Consider the following 16,986-nt stretch of genomic DNA (forward strand, 5'->3'; position numbering starts at 1 on the left):
TAAAAGTCTGCCCTTTTTCTTAACAGGCACATTCTATTTTCAAACCCGTTTGAATTCCTTTTGTACCTTCAGTAGCATAACCGTCCAGCTTCCACCACTCGATTCCTCCAATTAGTTCTTTAACTTTAAAACCTAATTTTACCAGATTCAAAGCACCTTTTGTTGAAGCATTGCAGCCAATTCCGTCGCAATACGTCACATATAAAGCGTTTTTGTCTAAATGTTTGGTACTTTCGACCGTCATTTCGCGATGCGGAATATTAATCGCTGTCGGAATATGTTCTGCTTCAAAACCAAATACTTTTCTGGCATCAACTACAATTACATTTTCTCCACTATTCAAGGCGTCAAATAAATCTGAAGGATCTATTTCGAATGCTAATTTATTTTCATAATGTTTAATTTGTGCTTCCATTTTTTTTAGTTTTAATGATTTGTTTTTCCAAAAGTAGCTGAACTCTAATCATCATAAAAACGAAAAGAATTCATCAACTCCATTACTTTTTTTCATAGAAAACCCATTAAAAATTTTGTTCCTTTGTGTACTAATTCTCAAAAAATGGAAATACGTCACTTAAGATTGATAAAAGCGATTGTCGAAGAAGGAAGCATCACCAAAGCGATTGACAAACTTCATCTGACACAATCAGCCCTGAGCCATCAGTTAAAAGAAGCAGAATATCAATTGGGTACAGCCATTTTTTTAAGAACAAATAAAAAACTTGTTTTAACCAAAGCCGGTGAAAAAATCTACGCTCTTGCGAATGAAATACTGGAAAAGCTTTCTCAAACACAGACTCAAATCAAACAAATGGTTTTTGGTGAACATGGCGAAATCCGAATCAGTACCGAATGTTTCTCAAGTTATCATTGGCTGCCTTCGGTTTTAAAGCAGTTTCATCTTTTATATCCGAACGTTGAATTGAAAATTGTTACTGAAGCAACACATTATCCATTACAGAAATTACTGGAAAACATAATTGATATTGCAATCGTCAGCGATCAGATAAAAGATAATAATATCAAATACATGGAGCTTTTTCAGGATGAAGTTGTAATGGCGGTTTCAGAAAATCATGCCTGGGCAGATAAAAAATATGTCGTTGCAGAAGATTTTATCAATGAACATCTTCTGATTCATTCACTTCCGATGGAAACAGTGACGATTCATCAGTTTATTCTGGCTCCTGCCAAAGTAACACCAAGAAAGATTACACCATTGCCATTAACCGAAGCTTCCCTTGAAATGGTTAAAGCTGATATGGGCGTAATGTCGATGGCAAAATGGGCATTATTACCACATTTAAAAAACAGCCCGATAAAAGCCATTAAAATTGGCAAAAACGGTTTAAAGAGAAAACACTTTATTGCCATTCGGGAAAATGAGAATTATCCCGATTATTTTCATCATTTCATCACCTTTTTACAAACCGAAATTAACCTTCAATGGAATATTCAATAAGAAATTGTGAACCACAGGACTTGCCTAAACTGGTCATTTTATGCCAAAAACATGCGGAATTTGAAAAAGCCGATTTTTCTCCGGAAGGAAAAGAAGAAGGTTTGAAAAAAGCATTATTCGAAGAAAACCCTAAATTATACTGTTTGGTTGTTGCAGCAAATGAAACAATCGTTGGCTATGTTTCTTATACTTTTGATTACTCGACCTGGGATGCAGCCACTTTCATGTATATGGATTGCTTGTTTTTGGAAGAAGAAGCCAGAAGTTTCGGAATTGGAGAAGTTCTGATTGAGGAGCTAAAGCAAATTGGAATTAAGAAAAACTGCATCAATATTCAATGGCAGACACCACAATTTAACGAAAGAGCCATAAAATTCTATCATAGAATTGGCGGAAAAGGAAAAGATAAAGTTCGTTTTACGTTATCTTTATAGTCCATAAAAATCAAGAATGGTACAAATAAGCATTTTAGGCTGTGGCTGGCTCGGATTGCCTTTGGCGAGAAAATTAATCGACGAAGGACATTCGGTAAACGGATCGACAACTTCAGAAAATAAACTTTCAATCTTTAAAGATTTTGGAATAAATCCGTTTCTTGTCATCCTGAACGAAGTCGAAGGAACGCTTGAAAGCGAAAATATCTCAGAAACCATAACTGATTTCCTGGCAAAAAGTGAGATTCTAATTATAGACATTCCACCGAAATTAAGGGGCAGCGCAGCGAGTTCCCCGGCTCCGTTCGAAATGACATTCGTTAAAAAAATCGAGAATCTGATTCCGTTTATAGAAAAATCAACCGTAAAAAAAGTGCTTTTTGTGAGTTCAACTTCTGTTTACGGCAATGAAAACGGAACTATTACCGAAGAAATAAATCCAAATCCCGATACAGAAAGTGGCAAACAACTGCTTTTGGCGGAAGCTCTTTTGCAAAATAATCAAAACTTCGAAACTACCATTTTACGTTTTGGCGGATTGATTGGAGAAGACCGCCAGCCTGTAAAATTCCTAGCAGGAAAAGAAAACCTCGAAAATCCAGATGCCCCGGTAAACTTAATTCATCAAAATGATTGTATTGGTGTAATCCTGGAAATTATAAATCAATCCAAATGGAGAGAAGTTTTCAATGCTGTCGCACCCTTTCATCCTGACCGTTCAGCATATTATACACAAAAAGCTATTGATTTAAACCTTGCTTTACCCAAATTCAGTTCTGAAAAATCGAATATCAAAAAGACGATTTCGAGTGAAAAAACTGAGCGTATTTTAAACTATAAATTTCAATTAGGTGATTATTAGAACTTTATTTTATAAATCCTAAAATCTTTGTCAGGCGGAGTCGAAGCCTTTTTTTTATATTACAAGCCTTCGACTTCGTTCAGGGTGATACCTTTTTTTAAAGTAAATAGAAATATTTCCATAACTTAAATTAAAACAAAAAACTTTGCGAACTTTGTAGTTATGGAACAGACAGTTTACATAGAATCTCCTCTCGGAATCACAACAATAATTGGTGATGAAGATGGTATCTCTGTTATTTCGGTAATGAAAGAAGGGGAAGTTTCCTCTGAAATTCCGGAATTCCTGCAGGAAGCTGTTCTGCAATTGCAAGAGTATTTTGAAGGCAAAAGAACTGATTTCACACTCAAATTAAATCCAAAAGGAACAGAATTCCAGCAAAAAGTATGGAAATCTTTACTCGATATTCCATACGGGAAAACCGTAAGTTATATGGATCAGACCAAAAAACTGGGCGATATCAAGGCGATTCGTGCAGTAGCATCGGCAAATGGTAAAAATCCGCTTTGGATTGTTGTTCCATGCCATCGCGTAATTGGAACTAACGGTTCGCTTACAGGTTATGCCGGAGAAATATGGCGTAAAAAATGGCTTTTGGAACATGAAAACCCAGTTAAACAACAAAGTTTGTTTTAAAACACAAATTTCACAGATTTTCACAAATTAAATTATAGCTTTATATTTACAAAACAGTAAATTCGAAGTAATTGTTTACCCAAAGTATTCTGTGTTAATTAGTGTAATCTGTGTTTAAACTAAAAGAATGATTGAAAAAATAAATCTAAATAATATCCTTTTTCTGGATATAGAAACCGTACCTGAAGAAGAAAATTTTAATTCACTTGATGCTGAAATGCAATCACTTTGGGACCATAAAACCCAATACCAGCGAAAGGATGAATTCTCGGCGGAAGAGTTTTATGAACGAGCCGGAATCTGGGCAGAGTTTGGTAAAATTATTTGTATTTCGGTTGGGTATTTTACGATTAAAGGGGATATCCGAAATTTTAGGGTGACTTCCTTTTTTGGAGAGGAAAAAAAGATTCTTCACGATTTCAATAATCTGCTGAACAATCATTATAATCAGCCGCAACATGTTTTGTGCGGACATAACGCCAAAGAATTTGATATTCCGTTTATTGCACGACGTATGATTATCAATCAGATTGCAATTCCGAACAAACTTAATTTATTTGGAAAAAAACCTTGGGAAATACCTCATTTAGATACTTTAGAATTGTGGAAGTTTGGTGATTACAAGCATTTTACTTCTTTAAAATTATTGACCAAAATCCTTGGAATTCCATCTCCAAAAGGTGATATCGACGGCAGTCAGGTAGCTCATGTTTTTTATGTAGAAAAAGACATTGACAGAATTGTTACTTATTGCGAAAAGGATACAATTGCCGTCGCACAGATTTTCCTGCGTTTACGCCGTGAAGATTTATTGATTGATGATGAAATTATTCATGTTTAGTTTTTTAAGGTGCAAAGTGTAAAAGAACAAAGTTTGAATAGACTTGCTTACTTATATGGTTTAATGGCTTCGCAAAATAATCAAATTATAAAATGACACATCCGGAAATAGCTCTTTTGAGAATGGCTTCTCAGAAAATCCTGAAAACAAATTTTCATGAACCTCAGGAAATTGTAAATCATTTAGGTGCTATGCAGGCACAGGATTATACAATGGCAAAATGGGCAATTGGCTCACGATGTGATGCTACTGAAAAAAGTATTGAAGAAGCTATTAATTCCGGAAAAATTATTCGGACTCATATTTTACGCCCGACCTGGCATTTTGTTTCAGCTGAGGATATTCATTGGATGCTGGATCTTTCAGGACCACAAGTGAAAAAAATTATACTTTCAGCAGCTAAAAAATATGATTTAGATGAAAAGAAACTAAAAAAAATCAACGCTTCAATCGAGAAGATATTAATGAATAATAAAAGCCTCACCCGCGAAGAAATCATACGTGAACTGGATTTCAAAAAAGAAACTGACCAAAATTTCTCCAGTACCCTTATAATGGGATATGCTGAACTTGATGGTTTGGTTTGCAACGGAAACATGAAAGGCCGGCAAATAACCTATTCCTTACTCGAAGAAAAAATTCCGAAAACAAAAACAAAGCTGACTAAAGAAGAAGGATTGGCAAAACTGGCAAAACGTTATTTTGAGAGCCATGGTCCTGCAACATTGCCGGATTTTACGTGGTGGTCAGGTTTCCCTGCTACAACTGCAAAACTCGCCGTACTCTCAATCGAATCAGAACTTGAGTCTGTGGAACTTGACGGTAAAAAATATTGGTTCAAAAAAGGACTTACTTCTGAACTCAATGCTCCAAAAAAAATTCATTTTCTTCCATCTTTTGATGAAATTTTAATCTCATACAAAACGCGTGAAATAACTATTGCAAAAGAACATCAGGCCAATGCCTTTACCAATAATGGCATCTTCTGGCCAATAATTATTGAAAATGAAAAAGTTATCGGAATATGGAAACGCAGTCTGAAAAAGGGATATACAAAAATAGAAACCAGTTTTTTTGAAACCATTCCGCAAAAGAAAAAAGCACTTATTTTTGAAGCTATCAGACCTTTTGAAAATTATTTAGAAACTAAAATCATTATTGAATAACCATAAATTTCATCAAAACATATGATTTCTGACAAATACTTCTCTTTTAGCAGGTAAAATCTTTGTGCATTATATTCTGAAATAATTACATTTACAAAAAAATATAATTATGGTATTAAGTAGATTCTGGTTAGCTATTTTTATTTCTTCGATTGCCTTTATTGTTGTCAGTTTGTTTACTGCCGATACATATACCATTGATTATGTTTTGAATGGAAAAAAAGATGATCCGGTTCTAATTTCTGAAAAATACGCTGAGCAGCTTCCTGCTTTTATCAAAGACAGTATTAAAAAAGCACCGGAACAGACCGTGATTATTAATCGTGACACGCTTAATCCCGATACAACCTATGTTTACAAGAACAAAACCGTAAAAATTTTCAGCGGTGTTCAAAAATCTGATGGTTTATTACCAACTTGTAAAAATACTTTGCTCGATTTAATTCTTCCGCTTATTGCCTATCTGGCTTTTTTCTGTGGGTTAATGGAACTTTTAATCATTTCCGGAGCATCAGGAAAGTTAGCTAAAGCATTGAGCCCGGTTTTTGTAAAAGTGTTTCCAAGTATTCCAAAAAACCACCCTTCTATTTCGTATATGACATTAAACTTTGCCGCTAATTTCTTAGGATTAGATTCTGCGGCTACTCCTTTTGGTTTGAAAGCCATGGAAAGTTTACAAGAAATAAATCCCGAAAAAGACAAAGCCAGTGACGCGCAGATTATGTTTATGTGTCTGCACGCTTCAGGATTAACGTTAATCGCAACTTCTATTATTGGTTATCGCGCTGCGGCAGGTGCAAGCAATCCGGCAGATGTTATGCTTCCGTGTATTATAACTTCGTTTATTGGTACAATAGCGGCGTTTTTAATTGTCGGAATCAAACAAAAAATCAATTTCAAAAGTGCTTCTTTAGTTGTTTCATTAATGGTCTTAATTGCTGCTATTATTGGATTATTGATGTACGTAAACCATTTGGATTTAATAGGGAAAAATTTTTTCACAACAAATCTATCGGCATTGATTTTACTCGTCATAATAGCATTCACGCTTATTTTTTCATTTATCCATGAAAAGAAATTTAAGGAAGCAGAAACGACTGTTTTTGATGCATTCGTAGTAGGAGCAAATAATGGCGTTAAAACCGGAGTTACCATTTTTCCTTATGTTTTAGGAATGTTAGTGGCTATCTCTTTATTTAGAAACAGTGGTTTATTTGAAATTATCAGTAATGGTATTGCCTTTATTTTCTCGAATATGGGTGTGAATAAACAAATTACGGATGCCTTGCCGGTTGCCATGCTTCGTCCATTTAGTTCTGCAGGATCACGAGGATTTTTAATCGATTCGATGAATACTTTTGGTGCAGATTCCTTAACCGGAAGACTGAGCAGTATTTTTCAATGCAGTGCTGAAAGTACTTTTTATGTGATTGCAGTTTACTTTGGTTCTGTAAATATCAAAAACACCCGTTATGCTTTAGGTACCATGCTTTTGGTTGATGTAATTTGTGTGATTACAGCAATTTTTGTTGCTAGCTGGTTTTTTTAAAATATGGAGCAATTTGCAAAATTGGCATTCTTATTAATTGGAAATGTATGCAGATGGATTTCTTACGGAGGCAAAAAATCTATGGATGAAGTTGTAAAAGAAGATAATTGGATTCTGGGATTAATAGTTTCTATCATTATTTTTTTCTTCTTTTATTCATTTAACAATCACTAAACAAAAACATTAAACGGATTAAATGATTTCCATGAAAATAAAAAAACATCTTTTCATTTTAATGATCTTAGCGAGCTGTCAAAAAGAAAAAAAAATGGCTCAGACCGCGAACTTTAATATTCTTGAAGCTCCAAAAACAATTGCAGCTAATACAAAAGCAATTGAAGAAAGTTCATTGGGAACAGATACAATTATTCTTTCTGAAGATAAAAATGAGTATATTTTGGTAAATCTTATAGATCAAAAAGCAGATAAAGACAGCATAGTCACATCAAAATTCAAACTTGATTTTTATCAGAATAAAAACAAAGTAGCTTCTTCAAAAACAACAATTAAAGGATACGAAAAAGGATCGGAATGGAGCGGATCTTACGGTTTCCCTAATTCATCTCAAAACAACTCCTCTTTTATAAAAATTGATTTTGGATATCCTGCCTGCGGATATACATTTGAAAATTATCTGTATTATTTAAAAAACAACGATTTACAGCTTGTTCATCAATGGGAATCCATGTCAGATAGTGGTTGGGGAAATTGGACAGAATTTTTAAGTCTTGAATCAAAGAATGATCCTGAAGTTTTTTACTCCAAAAATGTTTCATTTGAACCCGGAGATGATGATTCGGAAGATTCGGGAATTTTAAAGTATTCTGATTCTATTTCGTTTTCATTAAAAGGAAATCGCTGGAAAAAGAAATTACTTTCAGGAAAAGACAAACCTTATTTTGAAAAGAAAATGAGTTTTAATGAGTTTCATAACCAACAATAAACTTCATAAACACGTATAATTCAAATTCTTTCTTAGTAAATAATTTTTAACTTTGTCAAAAACAAAGAAATGATTGATTTTATATACCAGGACCCTTATCCAATTTTAAAGGATGATACGCAATACCGCAAAATTACTTCTGATTTTGTAAAAGTTGAAAAATTTGGAGAACGCGAAATTCTTACTGTTGATCCAAAAGGGTTGGAATTATTAGCTGAAGAAGCTTTAACAGACGTTTCGTTCATGTTGAGAACGACACATTTACAAAAACTTCGTAAAATCCTTGACGATCCGGAAGCAACTGACAACGATCGTTTTGTGGCTTACAATTTATTGCAAAATGCTTCAGTCGCTGCCGAAGGACAATTACCAAGCTGCCAGGATACCGGAACGGCAATCGTAATGGCAAAAAAAGGCGAAAGCATTTTTACGGGTGTTGATGATGCAGAATGGCTGAGTAAAGGAATTTTCAATACGTACCAAAAACGTAATTTACGTTATTCGCAGATTGTTCCTATTTCGATGTTTGAAGAAAAAAATTCAGGATCAAATCTTCCGGCACAAATTGATATTTATGCTAAAAAAGGAGCTTCTTATGAGTTCTTATTTATGGCAAAAGGTGGAGGGTCTGCGAACAAAACCTATTTATATCAACAAACAAAATCATTATTGAACGAAAAATCTTTGGATGCATTCATTCGTACAAAAATAAAAGACTTAGGAACTTCGGCTTGTCCACCTTACCACTTGGCTTTGGTAATTGGCGGTACTTCAGCGGAAGCGAATTTGAGCGCTGTTAAAAAAGCATCTGCCGGATATTACGACAATTTACCTACTTCAGGAAATATGTCGGGTCAGGCTTTTCGTGATTTGGAATGGGAAGAAAAAGTTCAGAAAATCTGTCAGGAAAGTGCGATCGGTGCTCAGTTTGGCGGAAAATATTTTACCCATGATGTTCGTGTTATCCGTTTGCCACGCCATGCTGCTTCTTGTCCGGTTGGGTTGGGAGTTTCTTGTTCTGCCGATAGAAATATCAAAGGAAAAATCACCAAAGACGGAATCTACGTAGAACAATTAGAAGTGAATCCGAAGCAATTTTTACCGGAAACGGCTCCACATTTGGAAGCTCCGGTTGAAATAGATTTGAATATGCCAATGGCTGATATGCTGGCAAAACTTAGTCAATATCCAATAAAAACCCGTTTAAAACTTAACGGAACTGTTATTGTAGCCCGTGATATCGCCCACGCAAAAATTATGGAGATGTTAGAGGCAGGAAAACCAATGCCGGAATACTTCAAAAATCATCCTGTTTATTATGCAGGTCCTGCAAAAACACCGGAAGGTATGGCTTCAGGAAGTTTTGGACCAACAACTGCAGGCCGTATGGACGTTTATGTTGATGAATTTCAAAAACATGGCGGAAGTATGATTATGCTGGCAAAAGGAAATCGTACTAAACAAGTTACCGATGCGTGCCATAAATACGGCGGATTCTATCTGGGTTCTGTTGGAGGACCGGCAGCTATATTGGCACAAGACAACATCCTGAAAGTAGAAGTGGTTGATTTTGAAGAACTGGGAATGGAAGCGGTTCGTAAAATTACCGTAAAAGATTTCCCGGCTTTTATTATTACTGATGATAAAGGAAATGATTTCTTTGCTAATTTATAGTTTAACTGCTAAGAACACACAAGCTTTATGCTATTGTCCGAAATATTTTTAAATGAAAAACCGCCCAATAAGGCGGTTTTTTTATCCTATATTAAAAAGTGAAATTATTTCTTTATGAATTTTTTAGCAACTCTTTTTTGTCCGCTATTCAATTCAATAATATAAATTCCAGTATTTAATTTGCTTACATCAATTGGACTTTCAGATAATTGACCTGAACTAACCTGCTGACCTAATGCATTTGTAATTTTAAAACTAGAGCCCTTTTGCTCGAATGATGAAATATTCAATTCATTTTCAACTGGATTTGGATATAAAGTTATTTCAGGACTTGCTTTATCTGCATTAGCAACCAATTCATTAACAACTACAGTTCCTGCAGCGGTAATGTTTATTGAATAATCTTCTACCTGTCCATAAGAGAAAGCTTCACAAGAAGTTGGAACTCCATTGTATTTCATTGAAACTCTCACTCTTGTAGTTCCAAGGGTTGCAGTAGTCGGAATTGTAATTGTTCCTGTTACCGGAGTAGTTTTTGATGCCGTTTTTGTCCAAACAGTTTCACCTGAATCGGCAAAATCACCATCTTGGTTATAATCAATAAATACTGCATATCCTTCGTTGTAAACTGTTGATGTCCAGGATGGTGTTATAGTAATGGTGTAAGCAGTTCCTCTCGCTGCATTTGTAGAAACAGCGGTATAGTTTTCATAACCTGTTGTAGCTGTTGAGGTATTGTTAATAGTTCCTAAAACAACTTTACCAATTCTTTCGTCTGCGGCACTGCTTCCTGATGATGTGCAATAAGTAATAGTAGCTGCAAGAGTGGTAACACTAACGGCACTGCTTGCTGCCGATACATTTCCTGCAGCATCTTTGGCTTTTACAGTAAAACTATACGCTGTTGAAGCAGTTAATCCTGTAACAGCATAAGTTGTAGTGGTAGACGAACCTTTTAAAGTTGTTCCCTGGTAAATATCATATCCTGTTACTGCTACATTATCTGTTGCAGCTGTCCATGATAAATTGGTTGTTGTACTTGTTGTACCTGAAGCCGCAAGTGCTGTTGGTGCTGTTGGTGCTGTTGTATCTGTAGATCCTGTATAAGCTGCTCCAACTCCTACTGCATAAAATGCATTTGTTGTAGCAATAACTTCTGCAGACCCCGCACCGTATAAGTCAATAGCTGACTGTATTCCAGAAGTTCTCGCATTTGCATAAGTTGAATTGGACGTTAAATAAACACTTTCTAAACGGTAAGCAATTTTTGCCGCTTTATCAATTGTTATTCCAGTAACGTTATAGGCATTTCCAAGATCATTTGTGCCTGATTTACCTATAGAAAGAATATAAAACCAGTGATTTAATACCCCTGAATTTGTATGAACCCCGCAATAATCATTACTGCTTGTTGGCGTACAGCTTACGTTTACCCAATTGGTTCCGCCATAAGTGTCAGGCTGACCCTCAGAGTTTGGATCACTCATAGAACGTAAAGCTAAATGACCTGATCTTCTTTCTATGTCTTCACCAATTAACCAGGTAGATTTTGTAGGTGCTGCACGATATTCGATACAGGCTCCCCAAATATCAGAAAAAGCTTCATTCATCGCTCCTGATTCTTTTTGATATGCCAAGTCTGCTGTATAAGTACACACAGCATGACCTATTTCATGTCCGGCAACATCCATTGCCGTCAGGATATCAAATCCTCCTGTTCCACTTCCGTCGCCGTAAGTCATCACGCTCCCGTTCCAGAAAGCATTATTATTGCTTGAATATCCGGCTGCAATTAAATTATAATGTACATAACTTTTAATTTTGGCACCGGCATTATCATAACTGTTTCTGCCATGTACAGCCGACCAATAATCATATGTCATTTCGGCTCCCCAATGTGCATCGAGTGCCCCATTGTCTTTATTCGTATTATTATATTCAGCAGCAGTCCAGTTATTATCAGCATCTGTAAAATTTGTTGTTGGATATGTTGCTGTTCTGGCAGAATTGTAAGTCTGAATTCCATTTCCACGAGTTCCGTCAAGCAAAATATACGAAGATCCGCTTAGTGTCGTCTGAATAGTTTGAGTTCCACTGTAACGAGTTGCTGCATTTGCCGCAACTATCGCCATTTTCAAATTCGAATTCTCTTTTTCAGATGTCGCATTTACAGATTTTGAGTTTCCATGACTATACTCGCCAAGATGCTTTATGGTTGCATTATAAAACAATACTTTTCCGGTTATGGCATCTATATATAAATCACCACGACTTAATGGATTTGTCGCATAAATATCAAATTTATATGCTAAATTAACTTTATCTGAAGTTCTTTCTGTTCCCTGAGCTTCCATATCAGGCAAAAAAACCAGCTCTCCTTTAGGCTTCTGATAACCCATTGCCTTAGCATCTTCAGGAGAATCCCAAAGATATTTCTTAGCGCCTGTATGGGTGACGGCTTTGTTAAAAGCTTCCTGCGCCGAAAGTTTAGGAGTTGTTGCAGCACTTTTGATATTGTAAAATTCACCATTCATTGAGGCAAGTTTACCATTTTTTGAATGTAACGTATAGTTTGCGAATTCTACTTTAATTCCTTGTTCGTATAACTGGAATTTTTCATGAGTAAAACCTTCACGGTCAGACTCTGTTTTAATTTTCGCAAAAGACTGATTGTCTTTTAAGCCTAGTTGCTCTTTAAAGACAGCATTAAAATCAGAACCTTTGTAGGTTGACTGAGCACTAAAAGTGATTAAACTTGGAAGTCCGTTTTCAGATAAATTTTTCTGACTTACGCGTTTGTCTGTTATCTGCGAAAATGCAGTTAAAGAAAATGTGAGCATAACAACTGTCGTAGTGACAATTTTTGGTAATTTTTTTTCCATAATAAAAGGGGTTTTAAAATTGATAATGGATTAAAAATAAAAATATTTAATGTAAGTAAATACTTTAATTTATAGCAAAAGTATCTTAATTTTGTTATTTAATCGATGAAATTTGCTTTTAATCGATGAAATGCAACACTTTTTGCCTTAAAGACATTTTTATTTAACAATTTGTATAGATTTTACAAAAATATATATGAAAATCAATATAATATTGAATCACAAAACGTTGATGAACAGACTTTAATGAGCTGCTTTTGAAAATAAAATGGCCATTTCTAAAATTTATTCTACAAAAAAAGCCAGCATTAAGCCGGCTTTGATAGGTTTCAATCAAAAAAGAAATTATCTAATATCCATTTCCGGGATTTCTCCTTCAATAATTAAATCCGCTTCGGTTGAAGCTATAATATGTTCAACAGAAACTCCTGGCGCTCTTTCTAAGAGCTTAAAACCCTTTGAAGTTACTTCCAGAACAGCCAGTTCGGTTACTACCTTTTTAACACATCCAACGCCAGTTAACGGCAAAGTACATTTTTTAAGTATTTTTGATTCTCCTGCTTTATTTACATGCATCATCGCTACAATGATATTTTCAGCGGAAGCTACCAAATCCATAGCGCCACCCATTCCTTTTACCATCTTGCCCGGAATTTTCCAGTTGGCAATATCTCCATTTTCTGAAACTTCCATAGCTCCTAAAATAGTTAAATCGACTTTCTGACTGCGAATCATTCCAAAACTAAAAGCTGAATCAAAAAAGCTCGCTCCGGGAAGTGTTGTAATAGTTTGTTTTCCTGCATTAATGATATCAGCATCTTCTTCTCCTGCATAAGGAAAAGGACCCATCCCCAAAACACCGTTTTCACTTTGAAATTCAACCGAAATATCATCCCGAACATAATTTGCAACCAAAGTCGGGATTCCGATTCCGAGATTAACAAAATACCGGTCTTTTACTTCTTTAGCAATTCGCTTTGCAATATCTTCTTTACTAAGTGCCATAATATAATGTGTCAATTTATTGATGTGCCAATTAGAAAATTTGATAATTAGATAATGCCCTGTTTCACGCAATCAACATTAATTATCTAATTGACAAATTATCTAATTATCTAATTCCTTTGCCTTACAGTTCGTTGTTCAATTCTTTTTTCAAATTTCTCTCCCTGGAAAATGCGCTGCACCATAATTCCGGGTATGTGAATCTGATTGGGATCTAAAGTTCCAACCGGGACTAATTCTTCCACTTCTGCAATGGTAATTTTTCCGGCCCCGGCCATGCAGGCATTAAAGTTTCGGGCTGTTCCTTTGAAGATAAGATTCCCTGCTTCATCACCTTTCCAGGCTTTTACAACTGCGAAGTCGGCTTTGAAAGCTTGCTCCATGATATGCATCTTACCATTAAACTCACGAACTTCTTTTCCTTCTGCAACTTCAGTACCGTAACCTGCCGGTGTAAAAAAAGCAGGAATTCCGGCTTGTGCAGCCCGACAACGTTCTGCCAAAGTGCCTTGAGGTGTCAGTTCTACATCTAATTCTCCTGAAAGCATCTGACGTTCGAACTCAGCATTTTCTCCAACATAAGACGAGATCATTTTTTTGATTTGTTTTTTTTGAAGAAGCAGCCCCAAACCGAAATCATCAACACCGGCATTGTTTGAGATACAGGTTAAATCTGAAATTTGTGTATTTACTAAGGCTGCAATCGTATTTTCAGGGATTCCGCATAGCCCAAAACCTCCAAACATGATGGTCATTCCGCTTTCGATTCCATCAATGGCATCCTGAACGCTATTTACTTTTTTGGTTATCATAACAAATGGTCTTTATTACCGTATACTTTTGATAAAAATAAGATTTTTAGATGAAATTATAACGATTTCGTAAAAATAAAACAAAAAGAATATGTCAATTACTAACTAGCTCCTAACAAACTCATTTAAACACATAAAAAAACATAGTTAATTGCACTAATCTCACTATACATAAAAAGAATTTCTCGCAGATTTGGCATATTTTTTAGTTCGCACAAAGTCGCAAAGGAACCTAATTTTGCGGCTCTGCGACTTTGCGCGATATATTCTTTTCCATGCAGATTTAGATTTAGCTTAATCATCTTGAAAGGAGTCACAGAAGAATATCTGATCCATACATCACAAAAAAAATCCTTTTGCCTTCTACGGATTCAGAAGTTACAAAAGGATTTTTTATGAAAAACAAAATCAGACTAGAGTTCAAATTCGTCTGTATTTTGTTCTGTCTGTGTAGTATCTTTTACAACTGCCGGTCTGGTATAGCAATCTACTTTAATCGAAAGATTTGCAGGACGTTCAAATTCAGATTTTGAAACCTGAAGATCCTTATCCGCATAACATAATTTCATGAAATAAGCCCAAACCGGCAATGCAGCTGTAGCTCCCTGTCCGTAAGTCAGGCTTTTGAAACGTGCTGAACGGTCTTCACAACCAACCCAAACACCCGTTACCAGGTTAGGAACCATTCCCATAAACCATCCGTCAGACTGGTTTTGTGTTGTTCCGGTTTTACCCGCAATTGGATTTGTAAACATATAAGGATATCCTGTCCAACGGTTATCACCGCTTCCTCCTCCTTGTGTACGTAAGCGCGCACCTGAACCGGTTTCAGTAACACCCTGAAGTAATTTAATTACAGCAAAGGCAATATCTTTATTTAAAACGTCATGTGATTCCGGAATTGGTTCATAAATAACCTCTCCGCTTTTATTCTCGATGCGGCTTAAAAACTGTGGTTTTACATAAACTCCCTGGTTTGCAAATGTACTGTAAGCTGCAACCATATCCTCAACTGTAATATCAACAGCTCCCAATGCAATTGAAGGCTGTACAGGGATTTCTGTTTTAACTCCCAATTTCTTAGTTAACTCTACAACAGCTTCAGGACCTGTTCTGTCAATTAATTTAGCTGAAACTGTATTGATAGAATTTGCTAAACCTTGTTTTAAAGTTACCATTCCGCGGTATCTGTTGTCTGAGTTTCTTGGCTCCCAATCTTCAGTTACATGATGACGTCCTTTGTGAATCATAAATGGTCCATCAAGAATTGAATCGCAAGGTGACATATTCAATTGCTCGATGGCAGTTGCGTAAACAAATGGTTTGAAAGTAGATCCTACTTGTCTTGCTCCTTGTCCAACGTGATCATATTGGAAATATTTATAATTGATACCTCCAACCCACGCTTTGATATTTCCTGTCTGAGGCTCCATAGCCATTAAACCGGATTGCAGAAAGTGTTTGTAGTAACGAATAGAATCTAATGGGGTCATTGTTGTATCACGTTCGCCTTTCCAGGTAAATATGCGCATTTTCGTCTTTACTTTGAATGAGTTTATGATATCATCCTCACTTTTATCCATATCTTTCATAATCGCCCAACGTGTAGAATTCTTCATGGCCTGCATCATGATACGATCAGTTTCAGCTTTGGTAATATTTACGAAAGGTGCATTTTTATTGGTTTTCATTTCAATAAAAAACTGCTGCTGAAGATTTTTCATGTGAGCAGAAACTGCCTCTTCAGCATATTGCTGCATTCTGGAATCAATGGTTGTATAAATTTTCAAACCATCTTTGTAAATATCATAATCAGAACCGTCCGGTTTTTTATTTTCAGCGACCCATTTCTTCATGTAATCACGAAGATATTCCCTAAAATAAGTAGCGGTTCCTTCACGGTGGCTTTCTAATTTGAATTTTAAAGCAATTGGTAAAGCCTGTAATTTTTCTTTTTCACTCTCAGTAATCATTTTTGCTTTTTCCATTTGAGAAAGAACCACGTTACGGCGGTTTTTTACTCCTTCCGGGTTTCTAACCGGATTGTATAGTCCTGAGTTTTTGAACATTCCGACTAATATCGCCGATTCGTCCATCGTTAAATCTTTTGGATCTTTAGAAAAATACGTTTGGGCTGCAGAACTTACTCCAACAGAATAATTTCCGAAGTCATATACGTTGCAATACATTGCCAAAATTTCATTTTTGGTATATTGTCTTTCCAGACGAATGGCAATAATCCATTCCTTTATTTTTTGTACAATTCTGAACGGAAGGAATTTAGAACCCTCTCCGTGAAATAACTGTTTTGCTAATTGTTGTGTTAATGTACTGGCTCCACCATTGGTTCCTAAAGTAAAAATAGCTCTTAAGGTTCCACGTCCGTCAATTCCGGAATGGTCATAAAAACGAGCATCTTCTGTTGCAACCAAAGCTTCTACCAAACTTTTTGGCAGATCTGAATACTTAAGCTGTGATCTGTTGGTTTTGAAATATTTACCAATAACAACCCCGTCAGAAGAAATAATTTCGGTAGCCAAATTAGAATCCGGATTTTCTAAATCTTCAAAAGACGGCATTGATCCGAAAAGCCCCCACGAAGCGAATAAAAAGAATGCTAAGATACCTATCAGGCCATAGGCAAAAATTCTCCAGAATTTTTTTTGATAGTATTTAATATCTTTTACTGTATTTGTTTGATTGTTTTTTTTAGCAGCCAT

General features: G+C 35.7%; 15 protein-coding genes. 10 read left to right on the plus strand and 5 right to left on the minus strand.

Features of this window, described 5'->3' with window-relative positions:
• Window positions 1–19: 19 nt before the first annotated feature.
• Window positions 20–415: a rhodanese-like domain-containing protein gene (locus tag ACEN92_RS14130; RefSeq protein WP_495638996.1), complete on the minus strand. Its 396-nt coding sequence runs from the start codon at window positions 413–415 to the stop codon at window positions 20–22.
• Between the two features lie 144 nt (window positions 416–559).
• On the opposite strand from ACEN92_RS14130, the gene ACEN92_RS14135 reads away from it, so the two are divergent.
• The 10 genes from ACEN92_RS14135 to ACEN92_RS14180 all read left to right on the plus strand — a co-directional run bounded on the left by ACEN92_RS14135 (window position 560) and on the right by ACEN92_RS14180 (window position 9,567).
• Window positions 560–1,462 (plus strand): LysR family transcriptional regulator, encoded by a 903-nt coding sequence (locus ACEN92_RS14135; RefSeq protein ID WP_495638997.1) that lies wholly within the window; start codon window positions 560–562, stop codon window positions 1,460–1,462.
• Window positions 1,447–1,896, plus strand: coding sequence for a GNAT family N-acetyltransferase (locus ACEN92_RS14140; RefSeq protein WP_495638998.1), 450 nt, complete (start codon window positions 1,447–1,449; stop codon window positions 1,894–1,896). The genes ACEN92_RS14135 and ACEN92_RS14140 overlap by 16 nt, the downstream gene beginning before the upstream one ends.
• Window positions 1,897–1,912: 16 nt before the next feature.
• Entirely contained in the window at window positions 1,913–2,758 is an 846-nt protein-coding gene (locus ACEN92_RS14145; protein WP_495638999.1) for an NAD-dependent epimerase/dehydratase family protein, read from the plus strand.
• A 162-nt stretch (window positions 2,759–2,920) separates the two neighbouring features.
• Window positions 2,921–3,394, plus strand: a complete 474-nt coding sequence (locus tag ACEN92_RS14150; protein WP_495639000.1) for a methylated-DNA--[protein]-cysteine S-methyltransferase — start codon at window positions 2,921–2,923, stop codon at window positions 3,392–3,394.
• A 127-nt stretch (window positions 3,395–3,521) separates the two neighbouring features.
• Entirely contained in the window at window positions 3,522–4,235 is a 714-nt protein-coding gene (locus ACEN92_RS14155; protein WP_495639001.1) for a 3'-5' exonuclease, read from the plus strand.
• A gap of 92 nt (window positions 4,236–4,327) precedes the next feature.
• Window positions 4,328–5,401 (plus strand): winged helix DNA-binding domain-containing protein, encoded by a 1,074-nt coding sequence (locus tag ACEN92_RS14160; protein ID WP_495639002.1) that lies wholly within the window; start codon window positions 4,328–4,330, stop codon window positions 5,399–5,401.
• A 109-nt stretch (window positions 5,402–5,510) separates the two neighbouring features.
• The gene (locus ACEN92_RS14165) at window positions 5,511–6,950 is read left to right on the plus strand and encodes a nucleoside recognition domain-containing protein (RefSeq protein ID WP_495639003.1); all 1,440 of its coding nucleotides are present in this window, start codon (window positions 5,511–5,513) and stop codon (window positions 6,948–6,950) included.
• A 3-nt stretch (window positions 6,951–6,953) separates the two neighbouring features.
• A complete protein-coding gene (locus tag ACEN92_RS14170; protein WP_495639004.1) occupies window positions 6,954–7,124 on the plus strand; it encodes a hypothetical protein in 171 nt (56 codons plus the stop codon).
• Window positions 7,125–7,218: 94 nt separating this feature from the next.
• Window positions 7,219–7,893: a hypothetical protein gene (locus ACEN92_RS14175; RefSeq protein WP_495639005.1), complete on the plus strand. Its 675-nt coding sequence runs from the start codon at window positions 7,219–7,221 to the stop codon at window positions 7,891–7,893.
• A gap of 69 nt (window positions 7,894–7,962) precedes the next feature.
• A complete protein-coding gene (locus tag ACEN92_RS14180) occupies window positions 7,963–9,567 on the plus strand; it encodes a fumarate hydratase (protein ID WP_007810918.1) in 1,605 nt (534 codons plus the stop codon).
• A 104-nt stretch (window positions 9,568–9,671) separates the two neighbouring features.
• Here the strand turns inward: ACEN92_RS14180 and ACEN92_RS14185 are convergent, their stop codons facing one another.
• The 4 genes from ACEN92_RS14185 to ACEN92_RS14200 all read right to left on the minus strand — a co-directional run bounded on the left by ACEN92_RS14185 (window position 9,672) and on the right by ACEN92_RS14200 (window position 16,986).
• On the minus strand, window positions 9,672–12,449 hold the full coding sequence (locus ACEN92_RS14185; protein WP_495639006.1) for a M4 family metallopeptidase: 2,778 nt from the start codon (window positions 12,447–12,449) through the stop codon (window positions 9,672–9,674).
• A gap of 345 nt (window positions 12,450–12,794) precedes the next feature.
• Complete coding sequence (locus tag ACEN92_RS14190; RefSeq protein ID WP_495639007.1) at window positions 12,795–13,454, minus strand: CoA transferase subunit B; 660 nt, start codon at window positions 13,452–13,454, stop codon at window positions 12,795–12,797.
• 110 nt (window positions 13,455–13,564) lie between these two features.
• Window positions 13,565–14,266, minus strand: coding sequence for a CoA transferase subunit A (locus ACEN92_RS14195; protein ID WP_495639008.1), 702 nt, complete (start codon window positions 14,264–14,266; stop codon window positions 13,565–13,567).
• Between the two features lie 413 nt (window positions 14,267–14,679).
• Window positions 14,680–16,986, minus strand: coding sequence for a penicillin-binding protein 1A (locus ACEN92_RS14200; protein WP_495639009.1), 2,307 nt, complete (start codon window positions 16,984–16,986; stop codon window positions 14,680–14,682).

The organism is Flavobacterium sp. Flavsp81 (assembly GCF_059491325.1).